14 protein-coding genes are annotated in these 19,947 nt (G+C 70.1%); 11 read left to right on the top strand and 3 right to left on the bottom strand.

What is annotated here, in order from left to right:
* Positions 1-63: 63 nt before the first annotated feature.
* Positions 64-594 (bottom strand): transcriptional regulator, encoded by a 531-nt coding sequence (locus ACN469_RS38510; protein WP_498776488.1) that lies wholly within the window; start codon positions 592-594, stop codon positions 64-66.
* Positions 595-818: 224 nt separating this feature from the next.
* Here ACN469_RS38510 and ACN469_RS38505 point away from each other — a divergent pair, with 224 nt between their 5' ends.
* The 9 genes from ACN469_RS38505 (at position 819) to ACN469_RS38465 (ending at position 15,378) form a co-directional block, all read left to right on the top strand.
* Positions 819-3,107, top strand: a complete 2,289-nt coding sequence (locus ACN469_RS38505; protein ID WP_498776486.1) for a lamin tail domain-containing protein — start codon at positions 819-821, stop codon at positions 3,105-3,107.
* A 339-nt stretch (positions 3,108-3,446) separates the two neighbouring features.
* The gene (locus ACN469_RS38500) at positions 3,447-4,142 is read left to right on the top strand and encodes an RNA polymerase sigma factor (protein ID WP_498776484.1); all 696 of its coding nucleotides are present in this window, start codon (positions 3,447-3,449) and stop codon (positions 4,140-4,142) included.
* On the top strand, positions 4,139-4,885 hold the full coding sequence (locus ACN469_RS38495; RefSeq protein WP_498776482.1) for a hypothetical protein: 747 nt from the start codon (positions 4,139-4,141) through the stop codon (positions 4,883-4,885). Before ACN469_RS38500 ends, ACN469_RS38495 begins: the two co-directional genes overlap by 4 nt.
* Positions 4,882-6,612 (top strand): caspase family protein, encoded by a 1,731-nt coding sequence (locus ACN469_RS38490; RefSeq protein ID WP_498776480.1) that lies wholly within the window; start codon positions 4,882-4,884, stop codon positions 6,610-6,612. The genes ACN469_RS38495 and ACN469_RS38490 overlap by 4 nt, the downstream gene beginning before the upstream one ends.
* Positions 6,613-6,643: 31 nt before the next feature.
* The gene (locus ACN469_RS38485) at positions 6,644-8,575 is read left to right on the top strand and encodes a DUF7151 family protein (RefSeq protein WP_498776478.1); all 1,932 of its coding nucleotides are present in this window, start codon (positions 6,644-6,646) and stop codon (positions 8,573-8,575) included.
* Complete coding sequence (locus ACN469_RS38480; RefSeq protein WP_498776476.1) at positions 8,572-10,470, top strand: DUF7151 family protein; 1,899 nt, start codon at positions 8,572-8,574, stop codon at positions 10,468-10,470. Before ACN469_RS38485 ends, ACN469_RS38480 begins: the two co-directional genes overlap by 4 nt.
* A gap of 35 nt (positions 10,471-10,505) precedes the next feature.
* A complete protein-coding gene (locus tag ACN469_RS38475) occupies positions 10,506-12,560 on the top strand; it encodes a DUF7151 family protein (protein WP_498776474.1) in 2,055 nt (684 codons plus the stop codon).
* 117 nt (positions 12,561-12,677) lie between these two features.
* Complete coding sequence (locus ACN469_RS38470) at positions 12,678-14,339, top strand: FAD-dependent oxidoreductase (protein WP_498776472.1); 1,662 nt, start codon at positions 12,678-12,680, stop codon at positions 14,337-14,339.
* A 1-nt stretch (position 14,340) separates the two neighbouring features.
* Entirely contained in the window at positions 14,341-15,378 is a 1,038-nt protein-coding gene (locus ACN469_RS38465) for a sensor histidine kinase (protein WP_498776470.1), read from the top strand.
* A gap of 5 nt (positions 15,379-15,383) precedes the next feature.
* On the opposite strand, the gene ACN469_RS38460 is transcribed toward ACN469_RS38465, so the two are convergent.
* Positions 15,384-16,877 (bottom strand): sensor histidine kinase, encoded by a 1,494-nt coding sequence (locus ACN469_RS38460; RefSeq protein ID WP_498776468.1) that lies wholly within the window; start codon positions 16,875-16,877, stop codon positions 15,384-15,386.
* Positions 16,878-17,157: 280 nt separating this feature from the next.
* On the opposite strand from ACN469_RS38460, the gene ACN469_RS38455 reads away from it, so the two are divergent.
* Complete coding sequence (locus tag ACN469_RS38455; RefSeq protein ID WP_498776466.1) at positions 17,158-18,546, top strand: ATP-binding protein; 1,389 nt, start codon at positions 17,158-17,160, stop codon at positions 18,544-18,546.
* A 166-nt stretch (positions 18,547-18,712) separates the two neighbouring features.
* Positions 18,713-19,210: a hypothetical protein gene (locus tag ACN469_RS38450; protein ID WP_498776464.1), complete on the top strand. Its 498-nt coding sequence runs from the start codon at positions 18,713-18,715 to the stop codon at positions 19,208-19,210.
* Here ACN469_RS38450 and ACN469_RS38445 read toward each other — a convergent pair.
* Positions 19,197-19,913, bottom strand: a complete 717-nt coding sequence (locus ACN469_RS38445) for a DUF2238 domain-containing protein (RefSeq protein WP_498776462.1) — start codon at positions 19,911-19,913, stop codon at positions 19,197-19,199. The genes ACN469_RS38450 and ACN469_RS38445 overlap by 14 nt on opposite strands.
* Positions 19,914-19,947: the final 34 nt, after the last annotated feature.

The raw sequence follows: 19,947 nt of genomic DNA, 5'->3' as shown, positions 1-19,947 counted from the left end.
GGGAACGACTCACGGAATCCAGACCTGAAGCAGGTGCGGGCCCGCTTCAGGCGGAGCGGAACTTCACGCTCCGGCGGTGGGCTTCTTGGCGCGGCCCATCGTCTTCTTGGAAGCCGGAGCCTTGGAAGCCGGAGCCGCCTTCTTCGCCGCCTGCCCGCCCGCCTTCTTGGCGCGGCCGATGGACTTGTTGCCCGCCGCCTTCTTCGCGGCGCGGGGCGCGGCCTTCGGAGCCGGAGCCTCGGCGGGAGCGGCCTCGGCGGTGCTCGCGCGGGAGGCGGGCGCACCCTTGGCCTTCTTTCCAGCGGGCGGCTTCGCGGTGGCCCCGGCCTCGTCCTCCGAATGGAAGGCGCGCTCCACGGCGCCCTCGACCTGGCGCACGGCCGTCTCAATCTTCTCCGCCGCCACCTTGGTGGTGCTGGCCGCCCAGGTGCGCAGCTGCTCCAGGCCTTCCTTCACCTTGGCCTGCTTGTCCGGGTCCTTCACTTCCTTGAGGAGGCGCTGCGCCTCGCCGCGAAGGTCGTCGGTCGTGCGCTTGAGCTCGTCACCGGTGCGCTTGAGGAACTCCATCAGCTGCTTGTCCCACTTCTCGGCCATTGCGCGTGTCCTCTCTTCGGGCGGCGGCAGCCCCCCATGGTTCCCGCGACTCTTGAATATGTCACGGACAACGCGGACGGCCATTGCCGTTCCAACGCGGCGCGACTTCCTCCTTGCCAGGGCCGCGTCCGAGGGCGTCATCGTCGCGCAACCAGGATTTCGCTAGAGTGTCTCGTTTCAAATGCGGGTCCGGCCGAGGGCCCGCCCTGTTGGAGTCCACATCCATGTCTTTCGTCCGCGCCGCCGGGATGCTCGTCCTCCTGGCTGTCTTGAGCGCCTGTTCGGGAAGCAATCACGATGCTCCCGGCGGGGGGCCCAAGCTCCCGACCACCGAGCTGACCGACACCACGGTGGGCGCCGCGTACGAAGTGCGCCTGACGGCCACCGGCGGCACCGCGCCCATGAGCTACACGCTGGAGACGGAGCCGCCCCCGGGCTTCTCCTTCTATTCGGCCGACGCGAAGCTCACCGGCCCCGCGAGCGCCTCCGGGGAGTTCTCCCTCCGGGTGAGCGTGCGGGACGTGGAGAAGAGCCAGGATGCGCGCACGTACAGCCTCAAGGTGTGGCCGGCGCCGCTGCTCTCCAACACCGCGCCGCTCCCCGCGTTCACCGGCAACGGCTACACGCACACCTTCGGCGTGACGGGCGGGCGGCTGCCGCTGAAGTTCTCCGTGGTGGCGGGCTCGCTGCCCTTGGGCCTGTCGCTGACCCAGGACGGCGAGCTGACGGGCACCGCGGAGCTGGTGGGCACGCAGACCTTCACCCTGCGGGTGGAGGACGCCAGCGGCGTGAGGGTGGAGGGCCGCTTCTCCGTGGAGGTGAAGACGGGCACGGGCCTCCCGGACGGAGGGACGCCGACGAGCTTCCCCCTGTCGGTGGGCAACTGGAACATCGAGTGGTTCGGCTCGCCCACGGAGAGCCCGGCGGACGACGCGCTCCAGCTGGCCAACGTGACGACCGTCCTCACGGATACGAAGGTGGACGTGTGGGGCCTGGGGGAGATGGTCAACACGACGGAGTTCAACAAGCTGAAGTCCAACCTGGGCAGCTACTCGGGCTTCCTGGCCAATGACCCCTCCGTGACGTCCGGCTCCAACTACTACTCGTTCAACGAGCAGAAGGTGGGACTGCTCTACAGGACGGGGCTGGTGGAGGTGCGTCAGGCGCAAATCGTCCTGGGCGAGTACGACTACGACTTCGCCAGCCGGCCGCCGTTGCGCGTGGACCTGCGCATCACCCGGGGCACCTCCAGCGTGGACCTGACGGTGCTGGTGCTGCACATGAAGGCCATGGCCACGGCGGACGACTACGCGCGGCGGCTCGCGGCGGGGCAGCACCTCAAGGAGTACCTGGACTTCAACCTGCCCACGCAGCGGGTGATGGTGGTGGGTGACTGGAACGACGACGTGGACGAGTCCACCACCACGAACCCCGGCACGGGGGGGCAGAAGTTCGACACGCCCTACCGCGACTTCGTGAACGACACGGCGCGCTACACCTTCGTCACCCAGGCCATGTCGCTGGACGGCGTCGCCTCCACGGTGAGCTACAGCACGTTCATCGACCACCAGCTCGTCAGCAACGAGATGCTGGCGAACTACGTCCCCAACTCGGCGGCGGTGATTCGGCCGGCCATCACCAGCTACGGCTCCACCACGTCGGACCACTACCCCATCGTCAGCCGCTACAACTTCGGGCAGGTGGTGGCGCACGACGTGAGGCTCATCGCGCCCAACGGCGGGGAGTCGCTCAGCGCGGGCAACACGTTCAACATCACCTGGACGGCGGCCGGGGTGAGCACGGTGCGGCTGCAGTACTCCGTGGATGACGGCCTCACGTGGAGCGAAATCGCCGCCTCCGTGCCCGCGACGCCCTCCACGTACGCCTGGACGGTGCCCGCGGTGGAGTCCGGCGCGGCGAAGGTGCGCATCAGCGACGCGCAGGACGCCACCCTCACCGACGCGAGCGACAACGTGTTCCTCTTGAACCGGCCGGTGCCCACGCTGTTCATCAATGAGTACCTGCCCCAGCCGAACAACATCTCCGGGACGAGCACGCCGGACTACGACAGGACGTTCGTGGAGGTCCTCAACACCGGCGCCACGGCCGTGGACCTGGGTGGCTACTCCATCCACGACGAGGAGTCGCGGCGGGGCGACAGGCCCGCGCGGCACGTGTTCCCCTCGGGGACGATGCTCCAGCCGGGCAAGGTCTACACCGTCTACTCCGGCGCGTCGGGAGTGCCCTCGGGCGTGCCCAACGTGGCCTACGCCAACGGCGGCGACGGGCTGCGCTTCAACCGGGGCGAAAACACCGGCAGCACCGGCGACACCGCGTTCCTCGTCCGCCCGGACGGCTCCGAGCAGGACAAGGGCAAGTACAGGGACGCCACCCAGGGCCTCTCCTACAACCGGAGCCCGGACGGCTCGGCCGCGGGGAGCTGGGTGCCGCACAACACGCTGTCCTCCTCGAGCGCCTCTCCTGGCACCCGCGTGAACGGCTCGGCGTTCTGATTCGTCGGCGATGAAGTCCGCTCGACGCCAGCACGGCGTCGAGCGGCCGACCCTCCAAAGCTGGTACGGCCGCAGGACTACCAGGGGTCCACCTCACCCCTGGGCTCCCTGGAGCCCCCTCCGGGTGTCCCCTCCCCCACGCCCAAGGTGGGGACCGAAAAATAGTTAGGGGACATAAGACCGCGTCCCGACAACTATTTCCGAGAGGCGCCGCAAGGAATCCAGCGCCTCTTCGTTGAGGTGGACAACCCATTTCGCGAGCAAGCTCCGTATCCCTTTCAAGGGTGACGGCTGGCCGGGCATTGGGCCCGGGCCGGCTCGCGTGGGGTCGGAGAGACCGTGCTGCCAGGCAATGACCGTTCCGTCCTGGAGTCCTTCCGCCGTGGGGATGCGTCCGTCCTCACGCAGGTGTACCGCGTCTACTCGCCAGAGGTGCTGCGCTACCTCTCGCGGCGCTTCTCCGTGGCCGCGGACGGAGGGGCCACGCGCACCGTGTCCCTGTCCGCGCTGGATTTGGACGCGGCCCATCAGGAGACCTTCGTGCGCGCGTTTCGTCCCAACATGCGGCAGGCCTATGACGGCGTGAGGCCGTACCTGGGGTTCCTGCTGACAGTGGCGCGCTCGACGGCCATCGACCTGATGCGCGCGGCGGGACGGGTGGCGCGGGAAGCCGTCTCGCTGGACGAGGCACCGGAGCTGACCCAGCTGCCCAACGAGGGGCGCAACCCGGAGGAAGAGGCGCTCGGCACCGAGGTCCGGACGCTGGTGCGCCGCTTCCTGGAGACGCAGTCCGAGGAAGGCCGCGCGCTGGCGCAGCTTCGCTTCGTCGAAGGGCTGTCGCAGGAGGCCGCCGCCGAGCGGCTCCAACTCACCCGAGGCGAGGTTCGCGTGCGCGAGCGGCGACTGCGCACGCAGTTCACCGAGCACCTGAAGTCCTCGGGCTGGATGGACATGGCGGCCGAGCCCGGGCGCATGGAGCTGGGCGTCCTCCTGGCCACCCTGGCCCTGTGCGCAATAGGGAGCATCCCATCATGAGGTGGTACGAGCGACACATCGACGCCAGCCTGCCGCGCTGGTCCCAGGGAGACCTGCCCGCGCCCCAGGCGGCCCGCCTGCTGCGCCATGCCCACGTCTGCCACCGGTGTGGACCGCTCTACGAGCGCTGGGCCCAGGCCCATCGCGCCCTCGAGGAATCGCTGGACGCGCCCTCCTCCATGGAGCGGCTCGCGCTGACCGAAGGCGGACTGGAAGCGGCGCTCGCCGCGGCGGCGCCCCTGCCCACGCCCTCGCACTGGCCGTCGATGGTGGCGCTCGCGGGCGCGTTGACCGCGGTCGTCGCCGCCATGGTGCTGTCGCCCGCCCTGACCGACGAGTTCCGCGCTCGGGGCCTGGGCACCCCACCCCCTGGCGTGGCGCTGCGCATCTTCTGCGCCACCCCGGGCCAGCCCCTGCGGGAGCTGCACTCGGGTGAAGCCTGCCCGGCCGGCGCCATGCTGGCCTTCGCGGCGGGCGGGCAGACGCCGTACACGCATATCGCCCTCCAGGTGAGAGGCACCCAGCGCGCGGAGCTGACCGCCGGTCCCTTCGTGTTGTCCGGTGCACCAGGCAAGGAGGCGCCCCTGGAGCTGACGGTGCCGCTTCCAGAGACGGTGGGAGAGGCGGAGGTGACCGCGGCGTTCGCCGACAGCCCGTCCGCGGCCCTGGCGGCCTTGCGTGGGGAAGAGCGAGAGGGCGCAGTGGTGCTCAAGCAGGCGCTGAGGGTAGAGGAGGGGCCATGAAGAAATTGGGAGTGCTCCTCGGGGTCGCCGCGCTCTTCGCCGCACGCGACGCCTCGGCCGAGGCCCTGGTCCGCCGAGCGCTCGTGATTGCCCACAACGGCAGCGACGACCCGTCGCTGCCCGCGCTGCGTTTCGCGGACGACGACGGCGTGCTGTGGGCGGAGACGCTCCAGCGGCTGGGGGTGGAGACGACGCTGCTGGTGGACCCGGACGCGTCCACGCTCGCGGGGGGCCGGCCGGTGCTCGCGGGCGCGCGCCCGCCCACGCCCGAAGAGGTGAAGCGCGAGGTGGCCCGCCTGCGCGCCGCCAGCCTCGCCGACGACGAGCTGGGCCGCGAGACGGACGTGCTCGTGGTGTACGTGGGCCACGGCAACACGGACGAGGCGGGCCGCGCCTACTTCACCCTGGCGGGAGGCCGGCTGGACAAGGCGAGCCTCTACGCGGACGTGGTGGACCCGCTGGGCGCCGACTACGTGCACCTCATCGTCGACGCCTGTCGCGCCTCCGGCGTCGTGGGCAGCCGGGGCGGTCAGACGGACTCGGCGGTGCTGGCGGAGCTGCGCGGCATGCTCGCGCGCGAGCAACTGGCCACCCGGCCCTCCGTGGGCGCCGTCTTCGCGGAGAGCGACGACGGGGAGACGCACGAGTGGTCCCGCATCCGCGCGGGCGTCTTCAGCCACGTGGCGCGCTCGGGCCTCTTGGGCGCAGCCGACATCAACGGCGACGGCCAGGTGGAGTACAGCGAGCTGGGCGCGTTCGTCTCCGCGTCGCTGCAGGGCGTCAAGGGCCTGCCCGCGCGGCTGAGCATCCACGCCTTCGCGCCCACGGGCTCCCCCCGCCGGCCCCTCGTCGGCGGCGCCCCCAGTGGCCCCAGCATCACCCTGTCCACCGGCTTCGGGCACTCGCGCATCTCCGTGGAGGACGCGGACGGGCGGCGCCTGGCGGACGTACGGCGCTCCGAGGACCAGTACGTGATGCTGCGGCTGCCGGAGCGCGACGTGTACTGGCTGCGCACGCCCACCAGCGAGGCCCGCGTCACGCTGGCGGAGCTGTCCCAGGACCTGGTTCCGGACCTGAAGCCGCGCGAGCTGCAGGAGCGCGGCCCCGCCGAGGAGGCCCTGCGCCGGGGCCTGTTCGCGGTGCCGCTCGACAAGGACTTCTATGACCAGTACGTGGCCGCCTCGGGGCTGGTGCCGGTGGACTTCTCCCGCGCCTTTCCTCCGGCCGCTGGCGGCGACTTCGTGTCCCGGCGGTTCGCCATGTCCAGCCCCTCCGCCCTCTCCTCCTGGGAGGTGGGCCTCATGGGGCACCAGGCCCCGCTGGGGCTGAGCGCGTTCTCCACCGGCCCGAGCCTCTCCTGGCGCAGCGACACCCGGCCGCACCTGTACTACGGCGCGCGCGCCTCCTACTCGCTGATGCCGGTGGCGTTCGAGGGCATCCGCACGCACCGCACCACGGTGCAAGGACTGCTGGGCCTGCGGGACGGGGTGCGCACGCCGCTGTTCCTGGAGGCGGGACTGGGCTGGGGCGTGCTGGGCGTCTCGTCGCCGACCAAACGCATGTGGGACCCGACGCTGCTGACGACCCACGTGGCGGCGGGCGTGGCGGGGCGGCTGCTCGGCCTGAAGCTGAGACTGGCGGCCACGGTCGCCGCGGACCGCGTCACGCTGGACGGTGACGACAAGTGGGACCGGATGTTAGGCCTCGAGCTGGCGCTGAGACGCTGACACCGTCCAGCCCGGGGGAAGAGCGCTCGTGATGCGATGTCTCTGGATGACGCTGCTCTTGCTGGCCGCGGGCTGTGACGGAATCGACCTTGGGCAGCTCGTCCGCCAGCATGACGCCCTGTCCCGCTCCGAGACCGAGCCCGCCGGGGACACCTGTGAGCACGGCGGACGGCGCGTGCGCACGGGCCTGGACCTGAACGACGACGGCGTCCTGGACGACAACGAGGTGAGCAACACCCGGTACGACTGTTTCCCGCCACCGCGGGTGCTCGTGGTGACGCAGACGCTCTCCCCGGGGACGGACTGCCCGCTGGGGGGACAGCGCCTTCGCGCGGGAATGGACGCGGATGGCAACGGGCTGCTGGAAGACGCGGAGGTCAACCAGGAGTTCCTCACCTGCCGGGACTCCTCCGCCGTGGTGTACCGCGTGAGCAACCAGGACGCGTATCCCCTCGCCTGTGATGAGGGAACCACCCTCGTGGAAGCGGGACCGGACCTGGATGGCGATGGAGCGCTGGGTGACACGGAGCGCCGCGCGCAGGCCATCGTCTGCGCTTCCGTGTCCACGGTCCGCGTGCGCTCACAAGCCGAGTTTCCCGGAGTCCGCTGCCCCTCGGGAGGCACGCGCCTCAACGTGGGCACCGACACGAATGGAAATGGCCTCCTCGAGGACTCCGAGGTGGCCACGCGCACCTACGTGTGCCTCTCCGAGCACACGTTCACCGGCGACTTCTACGTGCACGACGCGGTGGACCTCGAGGTGCTGCGCTCCATCTCCCGCGTCCACGGCTCGCTGCGCATCCAAGACACCGCGCTGACCCAAATCTTCCTGCCCTCGCTCACCTCGGTGGAAGGCGAGCTGCTCGTGGGCGGCAACACGGCCCTGAAGCGCCTGGAGCTGGGCGGGCTGCGCTTCGTGCGCGGCGGCGTCACCGCCTACTCGAATCCGGAGCTGGAGACGCTGACGCTGGGAATCACGACGGAGCTGAGCACCGTGTGGGTGGAGGGGGAGCTGTTCGTGCAGCAGAACCCGCGACTCGCCAGCCTGGATGGACTGAAGAACGTGAAGCCCCGAGGCAACCTGTCCTTGCTCGACAATGACTCCCTCACCAGCTCGGCCGCGTGGAGCCTCACGGAGCTGCCCGGCTCACTCGATGTCGTCGGCAACGCGAAGCTGACCCGACTGCCCTTCGGGGCCCTGAAGCGGGTGGGTGGCTCCATCGCCATCAGAGAGAACCCCGCGCTGGCCACGCTGGAGCTGGTGCAACTGGAGACGGTCGGCAACACGCTCACCCTCTTCCAGAACGCCTCGCTGACCGACCTGTCGGGCCTGCCCGTGCTCCGGACGATTCAGGAGGGCTTGTACGTGACGGACAACGACGCCCTGGTGTCCACGTCGGGGCTGGGCGAGCTGCACAGCGTGAGCTGGCTGTACCTGGCCGACAACGACGCCCTGACGGCCTGCGACTTCCCACAGTTGACGGCCATCCACGGCCGGTTCGACCTGACGCGCAACAAGGCGCTGACGCACCTGGGGAACTTCCCCATCTTGTCCTCCCTGCCGCGACTGGCGCTCGTCGAGAACGCGGTGCTGAACGACGTGTCGGGGCTGGGCAACCTCGCGAGCATCGGAGAGCTGGAGGTGACGGGGAACCCGGCGCTCAAGCACCTGGACGGGCTCAATCACCTCAAGTCCCTGACGAGGCTCAAGGTGGACTCCAATCCCACGCTGCAGCGGCTCGGGCTGGACGGTCTCCAGGAGGTGCGCCTCGCGCTGGACATCGTCTGGAACCCGGCGCTGCCCACGTGCCTGGCCAACGCCTTCGCGGACCGGGTGTTCATCGGGACGGAGAAGAACATCCGGGGCAACGACGACACGGCCTCCTGCGCGGCACCGGTGCTTCCGCCCGAGGACCCGAGGACCGCGTCGGACGCGTGGCCCCTTGAAGGACGCACTCGATGAGATGGTTCTGGCTGGCCCTGCTGCCCTGGGTGACGGGCTGTGAAGCCCTGCGCTTGAGCGAGCTGCTGAAGCAGTTCCCCCCGCTCTCGCACTCCGTCACGGAACCTCCGGGTGAGCGCTGTCCCCTCGGGGGACAGGTGGTGTCGGTGGGCACGGACACCAACGGGAACGAGGTGCTCGACGAGGACGAGGTGACGAGCACCGAGGTCCACTGCCTCGACCCTGGCGAGCTGCTGGTCACCGTGGAGCCGGTGCCCTTCGGGACGCGGTGCCTGGGGGGTGGTCAGGTCACCCGTGCCGGGCGCGATGTGAACGGCAACGGCCTCCTGGACGCGGAGGAGGTCGACCGCGAGGTGTACTCCTGCTGGCCCGTCACCGACGCGCCCATCCTCACGCGGGTGCGCGCCGCCGGCACGCCCCTGCCCTCCTGTCCCGAGCCCGCCACGCTCACCCTCGTCGACGCGGGGCCGGACGAGAACGGCGACAAGAACCTCGACGATGACGAGGTGCGGACCACGCTCACCCTCTGCGCACCAGAGCCGCTGCTGCTGGTGGAGCTGGACTGGGAGCCGGCGGGCGCGCGCTGCGCGGTGGGAGGCACGCGCGTCCTCGCGGGCGTGGACCAGAACGCCGACACGCAGCTGGACGCCTCGGAGGTCCTCGCCTCCAGCGCCCTCTGCCGGGACAGGCAGACCTTCGAGGGCGACTTCCTGGTCCAGGACGACACGGACCTCGCCGTGCTCCAGGGCATCGGCCGCATCCGAGGCACCCTCCAGTTCCGGGGCGGCGGTCCGTCCATGGCCCAGATGCGACTGCCCTCGCTGGAGGTCGTCGATGGCGCCGTCGTCATCGAGGGCAACCCCTCCCTCACGCGCCTGGAGCTGCCCGGGTTGCGCTTCATCGGCCAGGGGCTGGTGATTCGCGGCAACGACGCGCTGGAGACGCTGAAGGTCGGAGGCGCGAACGACGAAAAGCTCTGGGTGTCCACGGACCTGACCGTGGAGGACAACGCCCGGCTGACGAGCCTGGACGGCCTGCGCACCGTGGTCCCTCGCGGCGGCGTCCGGCTGATTCAGAATGCCGTCCTCACGCAGCGGCCCTACCAGGGGCTGGACGCCATCCAGTTCCTCGATGGGACGGTGGACATCCGCGGCAATGGCGCGCTGGAGATGCTGCCTCTGCCGAACCTGGTGAGCGTGGGCGGAGACGTGCTCATCGAGGACAACGCCAGCCTCCTCTCGCTGTCGGGGACGGCGCTGACGTTCATCGGAGGGCAGCTGATGGTGAAGGGCAACGCGTCTCTGCTCAGCCTCCAGGGGCTGTTCTCGCTCCAGGTCATCTCCACCGTGCTGGTGGTGCGAGAGAACGAGCGGATGATCTCCTCCGTGGGCCTGGACAACCTCTGGCAGGTGGGAGGCGGCATCTACTTCTACCGCAACGACGCCATGACGTACTTGGGGGGCATGCCCTTCCTCAAGAGCATGGACGGGGAGTTCCACGTGGACTCCCACGCGCGGCTGGCGACGGTGGGCAACATGCCGGCGCTCGTGAACAGCGGCTATCTCACCTTCAGCAGGAACCCCAAGCTGACTGCGCTGCATGGGCTGTCGAAGCTGGAGCAACTGAAGGGGCTCACCGTCCGGGACTGCGATGCCCTGCTCGGCCTCGAGGACTTGTCGAGCCTGAGCACCGTCGGCTCGATGTTCGTGGAGGACAATGCCAACCTGACGCGACTGGAGCTGGGCAAGGTGCGTCAGGTGACCGACTATCTGGCCCTCCGGCGCAACCCACGGCTTCCCACCTGCCAGGCCCAGGCGTTCGCGACACGGTTCTACACGGGTCCGTCACACCTGCTCTTCGTGGCGGGCAACGACGACCAGGCCACCTGTCCATGACGCCACACCCCGAGAAGCGGCGCGGAGCAACTCCGATGCGATGGACCTGGGCCGTGCCGCTGCTCCTACTCGGAGGCTGCGATGCGATTCGCATCGACGACTTCCTCGAGCCTCACGCGACGCTCACCCGCAGGGCGCCGGTGCCCCCTGGAGAGCACTGCGCGCACGGCGGGGAGGCGCTGCTCGCGGGCTCGGATGAGAATGACGATGGGCAGCTGTCCGACGACGAGGCGGACAGCATCGAGTACTTCTGCGCCACGGCGCTCCCACGCGCCGCGCAGCGCACGCGGGAGGAGCCCGCGAGCGTCCGGTGCGAGCACGGCGGACGCGCGGTGGAGACGGGCATCGACGCGGACCTGGATGGCGTGCTCGACGACACCGAGGAGGTGACGGCCACCGAGTACGTCTGCGCCACGGCCTTCCCGGGCGTACTGGTGCGCACGCGGTCGGTGGCTCCCAGCGAGGCCTGTCCCAAGGGGGGCCAGGTCACCCACGCGGGGAGTGACTCGAACGGCAATGGCGTCCTGGAGGACACCGAAATCTCCCGGGAGGCGTACGGCTGCAATGAACCCGCGCCCGTGCTTTCTCGGGTGGAGCTGCTGGGCATCCGTGCGGAGGACGACTGCGGCAATCAGGCGGTCTACGCCGTGGAGTCCGGAGCGGACTTGAACGCCAACGGAGTGCTCGACGATGGCGAGGTCCGGGCCGTGAGCCGCTTCTGCGACCCGGACGCGCCCATCCTGTGGCGTCACCAGGTGGAGCTCCCTGGTGTGAACTGTCTCTCCGGTGGCATCACCGTCGCGTCCGGCGGAGATACGGACCAGGACAATGAGCTGCAGGGGGCCGAAGTCCTCGGCACCTCACTCCTCTGTCAGCCCGCCGCCACGTATGAGGGCATCTACGAGCTGCGGGATGACTCGGACATCGCGGCGCTGCAGGCCATCTCCCGCATCCGGGGTGGGCTCATCATCTCCTCGCCCGAACTCCGAGAAGTGGTCCTTCCTGGGTTGGAGTTCGTGGAGGGCACGCTGAAGGTCGTGGCCAACCCGAAACTCAACCGGGTGGAGCTGCCCGCCCTCCGTTACGTCCGGGATGACCTGACGTTCTCGGACAACGCCATCCTCGCCATCGCGAAGGTCGGCTCCAGCACCCAGCCCCCCTCCTTCCCGGTTCGGGTGGAAGGAAGCCTGACGGTGGACAAATCCCCGCTGTTGACCAGCCTGGTGGGACTGACCTCCGTCGCACCTCGGTGGAGCCTGAAGCTGACGAGCAACGCGCTCCTGCGAGAACAGGTCACCTTCCACTTCGTGGACAGCCTCGCGGGCGACCTCCACATCCAGGACAACGGCTCGTTGGGCAACCTGTCCTTCAGCAGGCTCGTCCACGTCAGCGGCTCCCTCGAAATCATCAACAATCCCGCGTTGAGTTCCCTGGGCGTGGGCAAGCTCCAGACGGTCGGCCACGACGTCATCATCGAAAGCAATCGCTCGGTGATGAACATGATGGGGATGGCGGAACTCGTGTCCGTCGGACGGGGGTTCTCCGTGATGAACAACAACGGACTCACGAGCCTCACGCTCCCTGCCCTTGTCAGTACGGGCGGTCTCTTCATCGATGGCAACGCGGAGTTGGCGTCCTTGGGTCCCCTGCCGTCACTGGACGCCGTTGACGGAGACTTCAACATCGTCAGCAATTCGGCACTGAGGAGAATCATGGGACTGGAGCGCCTGCGAGCCCTGCAAGGAGGGCTCTTCATCAGCAGCAACGCGCAGCTCAATGATTTGTCCGCCTTCGCCACGATGGAGTCCCTGAGCCATTTGCACGTAGAAGAGAACCGCGTGCTGGCCAGCCTGAACGGGCTGCACAACATCCGCTCCATGGCCTCGCTGACCCTTCGGAAAAATCCGCTCCTCGCCGAGCTCAAGCTCGACTCGTTGGAGGTGGTCCGGGGCAGCTTCTCCATCAACAGCAACCCGAAGCTGCCCAACTGTCACGCCGTCGCGCTGGCGGAGGCCGTCCACACCGGCCCGCTGGAAGAGCGCTTCGTGGGCCACAACGACGAGGCCTCCCCGCTCTGTCCCCCGCCGTAGCCCGCCTCGCGGGCGCTCGCTGACGCCAGGGCTCCGAGCAGTCCACCCAGGACCCGTCCGTCCGCCTGGAGGACTTGACCCGTCTGGTGCGTTCTCCCCCAAGGGGGAGCGAACCGCATGGCCAAGCCCGTCATCCTCGCGGTGGACGACGACACGGAAGTGCTGCGCGCGGTGGAGCGTGACCTGCGGCGGCAATACGGCCGCGAGTACCGCGTGCTGAGCGCCGACCGGGGTGAGGCCGCGCTGGAGACGGTGCGGCAGCTGCGGCTGCGCGGAGACCCGGTGGCGCTCTTCCTCGTCGACCAGCGCATGCCGGGCATGTCCGGCGTGGAGTTCCTGGAGCAGGCCAAGACGCTCTACGACGAGGCCCGGCGCGTGCTGCTCACCGCCTACGCCGACACGCAGGCCGCCATCCACGCCATCAACGAAGTGCACCTGGACCACTACCTGCTCAAGCCGTGGGAGCCTCCCGAGGAGCGCCTCTATCCGGTGCTGACGGACCTGCTGGAGGAATGGTGGGCCCACCACCCGCCGACCTTCGAGGGCATCCGCGTGCTCGGCAACCGCTGGGCGCCCCGCTCCCACGCGCTGCGGGACTTCCTGGGCAGCAACCAGGTGCCCTATCAATGGCTCGACGTGGAGGGCAGCGACGAGGGCCGACTCCTGCTCGCCCAGGCCGGCGGCGCGGCCGTGGAGAAGCTGCCCCTGGTCCTCTTCCCGGATGGCACGCGGCTGATGGGCCCCTCGACGCTGGAGGTGGCCGAGCGCATCGGCTTGAAGGTCCGCGCCACCAAGCCCTTCTATGACCTGGTCATCATCGGCGGAGGTCCCGCGGGGCTCGCCGCCGCCGTGTACGGCGCGTCCGAGGGCCTGAGCACCGTCATGGTGGAGCGCAGCGCGCCAGGGGGACAGGCGGGCACCAGCTCGCGCATCGAGAACTACCTGGGCTTCCCCGCGGGCCTGAGCGGTGGAGACCTGGCGCGGCGCGCGGTGGCGCAGGCAGCGCGCTTCGGGGTGGAAATCCTCACGCCCCAGGAGGTGAGCGGCCTGCGCGTGGAGGACCCGTACCGCATCGTCACCCTGGCGGACGGGACGGAGCTGAGCTGTCACGCGCTGCTGCTCGCCATGGGCGTGCAATGGAAGAAGCTGGAGACGCCCGGCATGGAGGCGCTCACCGGCGCGGGCGTCTATTACGGCTCGTCGCGCACCGAGGCCGTGTCCTGCAAGGAAGAGGATGTCTTCATCATCGGCGGCGCCAACTCGGCGGGACAGGCCGCGCTCTACTTCGCGCAGTTCGCCCGCCAGGTGACGCTGGTGGTGCGCGGCGACTCGCTGGAGCGGGGCATGTCCCACTACCTCGTCGAGCAGGTGCGCTCCCTGCCCAACGTCACCGTGCTGCTCGACACCGAGGTGACGCGCGTGGAGGGCACCGCCCACCTGGAGCGCGTCACCCTGGCCACGCGGGGACAGCCCGAGCGCACCGTGCCCGCCAGCACGATGTTCGTGATGATTGGCGCCGTGCCCCGGACGGAGTGGCTGGACGGCCTGGTGGCCCGGGACGCGCGAGGCTACGTCCTCACCGGACCGGACCTGATGCCCGGAGGCCAGCGCCCCAAGGGCTGGAAGCCGGACCGGCCGCCGTTCCTCCTGGAGACGAGCGTGCCGGGCATCTTCGCCGCGGGCGACGTGCGCCATGCCTCCATCAAGCGCGTGGCGTCCGGCGTGGGCGAGGGCTCCATCGCCATCTCCTTCATCCACCAATACCTGAGTGAGGTGTGACGTGTCCGCGGACGTGAAGGAGCCTCAGGAGCGGCTGCGATGTCTGGAAGGCACGCTGCTGCGCCAGGAGAAGCTGGCCGCGCTCGGGCGTCATGCGGCGGGGCTCGCGCACGAGATGAACAACCCCGCCTCCGCGGGCCGCCGCGCCACCGAGCAGCTCACCCTGGCCATGGACGCGCAGGAAGACTTGTCCCTCGCGCTGGAGCGCTGGAAGCTGACGGAGGCGCAGCGCCTGCTCCTCCTGCGCACCTGCCGACAGAGCCAGGGCCGGGGCGCCACCCGGGACATGGACCCGCTGGCGCGCGGTGACGCGGAGGACGCGCTCGCGACGTGGATGGATGCGCGCGGCGTGGTGAACGCGTGGGATTTGGCCCCCACGCTGCTGGACGCGGCCATTGGCCAGGAGAAGCTGGAGGCGATTGCCCAGGCGCTCCCCGCCGACGCGCTGCCGGACTCGCTCGCGTGGCTGGAGGCGCTGGTGCGCACGCGGGCGCTGCTCGCGGAGGTGAAGCAGAGCACCACGCGCCTGTCGGAGCTGGCGGGCGCGGTGAAGTCGTACACCCATGCGGGCAAGGAGCAGCCCGAGGCCGTGGACGTGCACGAGGGCCTGGAGAACACGCTGCTCTTGCTCAACTACAAGCTGAAGCACGGCGTCGAGGTGAAGCGCGAGTACGACCGCGGCTTGCCGCGCGTCCAGGCCCTGCCCGGCATGCTGAACCACGTGTGGACCAACCTCGTCGACAACGCCATCGACGCCATGGGCGGCAAGGGCCACCTCACCGTGCGCACCGCGAAGGACGGCGACTTCCTGCTCGTGGAGGTGGTGGACGACGGGCCCGGCGTCCCGCCCGATTTGCTGCCGCGCATCTGGGAGCCCTTCTTCACCACCAAGCCCATGGGCCATGGGACCGGACTCGGCCTGGACATCACCCGCCGCGTCGTCGTGGACAAGCACCACGGCGACGTGCGCGTGGAGTCGAAGCCCGGACGCACGTCCTTCCAGGTGAGGCTGCCGCTGGAGGCTCCTCGGCCGGGGTGACACGGCTATGCGCCGCGCAGCGCCTCGACCTCCGGAGCTGGACGTGGTGGGGCGGACGTGCGCGGTCGTGCGGGCTCGGGGATGAAGGCGCCGTCGAGCTTCAGGGGCAGGCGGACCCGGAAGCGCGTCTCGCCCGGCCGTGAGGTGACGGCCACTTCGCCCCGGTGCAGCAGGGACACGACGCGGTGGGTGACGCTCAGCCCCAGGCCCGTGCCCTCGCCCACGCCCTTGGTGGTGAAGAACGGGTCGAAGATGCGGGGCAGGACGTCCTCGGGGATGCCGGGCCCGTCGTCCACCACCTCCACCACCACGTGGTCCCCGTCGCCGTGCGTGCGCAGCGTCAGCGTTCCCCCGCCGTTCTGCTTGATGGCATCGGCCGCGTTCTCGATGAGGCTGGTCCACACCTGGTTCAGCTCCGTGCCATAGGCGGTGATGGGCGGCAGGCGCCTGTCGTAGTCCCGCTCCACCTTCACCCCGCGCAGCCGATGCGCCAGCACGGCCAGGGTGCTCTCCAGTCCGTCGTGCACATCCACGCGCTGCAGCGGCGCTTCATCCAGGTACGTGTACGCGCGGGCCGCGTTCACCAGCGCGGCGATGCGTCCACCCGCCTGCCCCACCTCGTCGAGCAGCACCGAGATTCCGCGCGATGCGGCCACCCAGCGCAGCGTGCCCTTCAGCACCTCGCCATCGAGCGACTCCAGCTCATGCTCCAGTCGTTCGAGCGACAGGCCCGCCTCCACCAGCTCAGGTGCCAGCACCCACGCGTCCTCCACGCCGCGCGCGCTCAGCCACCGCGCCAGCGCGTCCTCCGCGTCGCCCCGGTCCAGGGGACTGCGGGCGACGGGCTCCAGCGCGGCGCGAGACTCCAGCGCTCGCACCTGGGGCTCGGACAGCGTGCGGCAGTCCAGGGAGAGCACCAGCGAGGGCAGCTCACCCAGCCGTTCTCCCAGTTCGCGCACGCCGCGCATCACCGCCGAGGCGGGGTTGTTCAGCTCATGGGCCAGCCCCGCCGCCAGCGTCCCGAGCGACGCCAGCTTCTCCTGCTGGAGCGAGATGGACTGGAGCGTCTTCATGCGCTCGGCCATCGTCCGGAGAATCTCCCGGTTCGCGGTGGGGCACTCCGCGAGCATCCGCCAGAAAGCCTGGTGGCTGAGCCGCATCAGCCGGCAGCGCGAGATGGCGCGGCTGCTGGCGAGGAAGCGCTGGCCGAGCAGCAGCGGCACCTCCCCGAAGAACTCGCCGGCACGGAACACCGCGACCAGCATCTCCACGCCGCCCATCGTCCGGGTGATGCGCAGCTCCCCCTCCAGGATGAGGAAGAAGGCGGCGGGCTCTCCCTCGCGGCCCAACCACTCCTGGGGCTGGAGCTCCATGTACGAGGACTCGCCGCGCAGCCGCTCGGCCTCCTCGGGGTCTACATCGGTGAAGAGGGAGACGCTGCGCAGGTCCGACAGGAAGAGGGCCGCCGCGTCCATGTCCTCTAGCCGCGCCGAGTCCATTCGAAGCTCCTTCCCGCGAGGGTTCCCCCAACAATGCATCCCTCGGACGGGGCCCGCTGCCTCGCGCGCTCCGTCGTCCGCCGCCCGGCCGGACATGCGGCGGCCAGGAGCCGGACTGACGGGCGGAGGCTGCCTGCTCCCTGTCGCGGAGGGCCACTCACGGGCCCGGAGGCGCCGGGCGCCTACAGTGCTTGCATCCCAGAGTCCATGTCGATTCCGGGTCCACGGGGTCATCCGGAGATGGACACCCTTCCTCGGACCCAGGCAGCATCGAAGGGACATGGGAAGCGAGGACATCGTCACAGCGCTGCGCCGGGTTCCGTTGTTCTCCCGGCTGGGCGACGAGCAGCTCCACTGGGTGGCCAGTCACGGGCGCCAGCTTCACTTCACCGCCGGGACTCGGGTCGCCGCGCAGGGAGACCCCGCCGACGGACTGTCCGTCATCCTCGAAGGGCGCACGGTGTGGTCCCGCCGGGTGGGAGACCAGGATGCCCCCACGGGCGCGCTGGAGGCGGGCGACATCTTCGGAGAGCTGATCCTCTTCCTGAACTCGCCCTACCCCACCACCGGCCACGCGCAGACGGACGTGCGCTTGCTGAGGTTGGAGCCCGCCGCCTTCTGGGAGCTGCTGCGCCTGGCGCCCTCGCTGGGACGGGGGCTCATGGAGGTCGCGGCCCAGCGCACCCAGCCGCAGGAGGTGGTGTCCACGCAGCAGCCCGGGCCGGCGACGCCGGGGCAGATGGTGGCGGGGCTCGCGCCGGAGCTGGGCAACCCGGCGACGGCGGCGAACCGGAGCGCGATGCGGCTGCGCGACACGCTGCGCCTGGTGTCCGCGCGGGCCATGGCGCTGGGGCAGCACGGCCTGTCCTCCGCGCAGCGAGGCGCGCTGCTCGCGTTGCCTCGGGAGGCCGCGGACCGGGGCCGGGCCACTCCCGCGCTGGAGCCGCTCGCGCGGACGCGGCGCGAGGAGGAAGTGGGCACGTGGCTGGAGCTTCGCGGCATGTCGGACGCGTGGGACGTCGCGCCCGCGCTGGTGGCGTCCGGGCTGGACGTGGACTGGCTGGACTCCGTGGCGCGCCGGGTGGGCGAGGCGCTGCTGCGGGACACGCTGTCCTGGCTGGTGGCCGCGGTGAGCGGCGACGTGCTGCTGGCGGAGGTGGAGCGCGGCAGTGCCCGCGTCTCCGCGCTCGTCGAGGGGGTGAAGGCGTACAGCTTCATCGACCGGAGGCCGGCCACGGAGGTCGACGTGCACGACGGCCTGGAGAACGCGTTGGTCGCGCTGCGCCACCGCCTGGAGGGCGGCCACGTCACCGTGGAGCGGCAGTTCGAGCGGGAGGCACCGAAGCTGCGCGCGGAGGGTGCCGCGCTGGACGAGGTGTGGACGCAGCTGGTGCTGAACGCGCTGGAGGCGCTGGGTGAGCGCGGCGGGACGCTGAAGCTGCGCACCTGGACGGAGGCCGGGCAGGTGGTGGCGGAGGTCGCGGACGACGGGCCTGGGATTCCACGGGACTTGATGCCGCGCATCTTCGAGCCCTTCTTCAGCACGAAGCCGAACGCGGCGGGGCTGGGGTTGGACATCAGCCGGCGCATCGTCGAGCGGCACGGCGGCGACGTGCGCGTGCTCTCCGAGCCGGGGCACACGCGGGTGCAGGTGCGGTTGCCCGCGTAGCGCTCCCGCGCGGGTGTCGTCCGCAGCACGCGCGGAGCATCCACCGGGAGACGGAAGACCTGTCCTCGACGCTCGCGAGCGTCGTGCCGTGCACGCCCGCGTGGGGTCCCCTCTGGTTCGTGAGGGGCCACGCGGGTGGAGTGCTTGCCAGTCAGGGGAGCAACTCATGTCCGGCGAAATCCAGGGCGCCTGGTTCAAGGCCATCCTCGGCGCGATGACGGCAGCGTCTTCGCGCTTTCCCGCGCACCAGCGCACCATCAACAGCATGCGTGACGACACGTGGTACGCGTGGGAGGACTACGTGCGCATGACGGGGGAGCTGCACGTGGCGTTGGGAGACCGGGCGGTGGAGGCCATCGCCCAGCGCTCGGCGATGCGCACGCTGCCGCTGGCGCGGGCGCGGGGGTTCGACTCGGTGGAGAAGGTGTTCAGCGACTTCGACTCGGTGCTGCGCGCGCTGGTGAAGGACTTGCCCGCGACGGACACCACGCGCACCGTGGCCTTCATGCCCCTGGCGGCGGAGCTGGAGAGCGGCTCGCGCCTGCCAGCCCCGCTGCTCCTGGGCACCTTCCGAGGCTTCCTGATGGGCTTCGGGAAGATTGTGACGGAGTCGAAGATGACGCCCCGGAACAACGTGCGGCGCTATTCGCTCAAGTGGATGTGAGCTTCGCGCGCTCCATCAGGCGCTCCACGCTTCGAAGGTGGGCGCGGCCGAAGAAGGCCATGGCGACGATGGCGCCGCAGAGGGCGAGGAACATGTCCCACTGAGCATCCCAGATGTCGCCCTGGGTGCCGAGGAACGCGTCGCCGCCCGCGGGGTCCAACGCGAGCGCGGCCCACCACTCCAGCAGTTCGTAGACGGCGCTGATGGCCAGCGCCACCGAGCCGGTGAGGAAGTTCAGCCAGCCGCCGCGCCGCAGGGGCGTGGCGCGCAGGAGCACCTCGCGGATGATGAACGCGGGGAAGAAGCCCTGCACGAAGTGGCCGAGCCTGTCGTAGGGATTGCGCGACAGGTGGAAGGTGTCTTTCGCCCAGTCGCCCAGGGGCGTGAGCGCATAGGTGTAGTAGCCGCCGTACGTCAGGACGAGGACGTGCAGGAAGACGCAGACGTAGACCCAGCGCGACATCGGGAAGCGGCGGAAGGTGGCGGCCAGGACAATCATGCCGACGAGCCCGGGCCCCACTTCCAGCAGCCAGTTGAGCTTGCCCTCGGGACTGAGGAGCAGCGTGGCGACGAGGATGGGCGCCAGCACCCCCGCGAGAATCAACGGCACACGCGCCTCCTCGCGAGTGCCGCGCACGGGGGCGAAGTACGGAGCGACGAAGTCGGCGGAGGGCGGCGAGGTCAAGGGAACCACGGGCTGCATCAAGGGGCCTCGTCTCGGGCGAGCCCGGACGTGA

This window comes from Corallococcus terminator (genome assembly GCF_049194865.1).
Taxonomy (GTDB): domain Bacteria; phylum Myxococcota; class Myxococcia; order Myxococcales; family Myxococcaceae; genus Myxococcus; species Myxococcus terminator_A.
This window is presented reverse-complemented; position numbering and strand designations above follow the sequence as displayed.

Coding starts and splice junctions, on each gene's coding strand:
- ACN469_RS38510 (WP_498776488.1), bottom strand. CDS start 594: ATGGCCGAGAAGTGGGACAAGCAGCTGATGGAGTTCCTCAAGCGCACC.
- ACN469_RS38450 (WP_498776464.1), top strand. CDS start 18,713: ATGTCCGGCGAAATCCAGGGCGCCTGGTTCAAGGCCATCCTCGGCGCG.
- ACN469_RS38505 (WP_498776486.1), top strand. CDS start 819: ATGTCTTTCGTCCGCGCCGCCGGGATGCTCGTCCTCCTGGCTGTCTTG.
- ACN469_RS38495 (WP_498776482.1), top strand. CDS start 4,139: ATGAGGTGGTACGAGCGACACATCGACGCCAGCCTGCCGCGCTGGTCC.
- ACN469_RS38460 (WP_498776468.1), bottom strand. CDS start 16,877: ATGGACTCGGCGCGGCTAGAGGACATGGACGCGGCGGCCCTCTTCCTG.
- ACN469_RS38455 (WP_498776466.1), top strand. CDS start 17,158: ATGGGAAGCGAGGACATCGTCACAGCGCTGCGCCGGGTTCCGTTGTTC.
- ACN469_RS38485 (WP_498776478.1), top strand. CDS start 6,644: ATGCGATGTCTCTGGATGACGCTGCTCTTGCTGGCCGCGGGCTGTGAC.
- ACN469_RS38470 (WP_498776472.1), top strand. CDS start 12,678: ATGGCCAAGCCCGTCATCCTCGCGGTGGACGACGACACGGAAGTGCTG.
- ACN469_RS38475 (WP_498776474.1), top strand. CDS start 10,506: ATGCGATGGACCTGGGCCGTGCCGCTGCTCCTACTCGGAGGCTGCGAT.
- ACN469_RS38480 (WP_498776476.1), top strand. CDS start 8,572: ATGAGATGGTTCTGGCTGGCCCTGCTGCCCTGGGTGACGGGCTGTGAA.
- ACN469_RS38490 (WP_498776480.1), top strand. CDS start 4,882: ATGAAGAAATTGGGAGTGCTCCTCGGGGTCGCCGCGCTCTTCGCCGCA.
- ACN469_RS38445 (WP_498776462.1), bottom strand. CDS start 19,913: ATGCAGCCCGTGGTTCCCTTGACCTCGCCGCCCTCCGCCGACTTCGTC.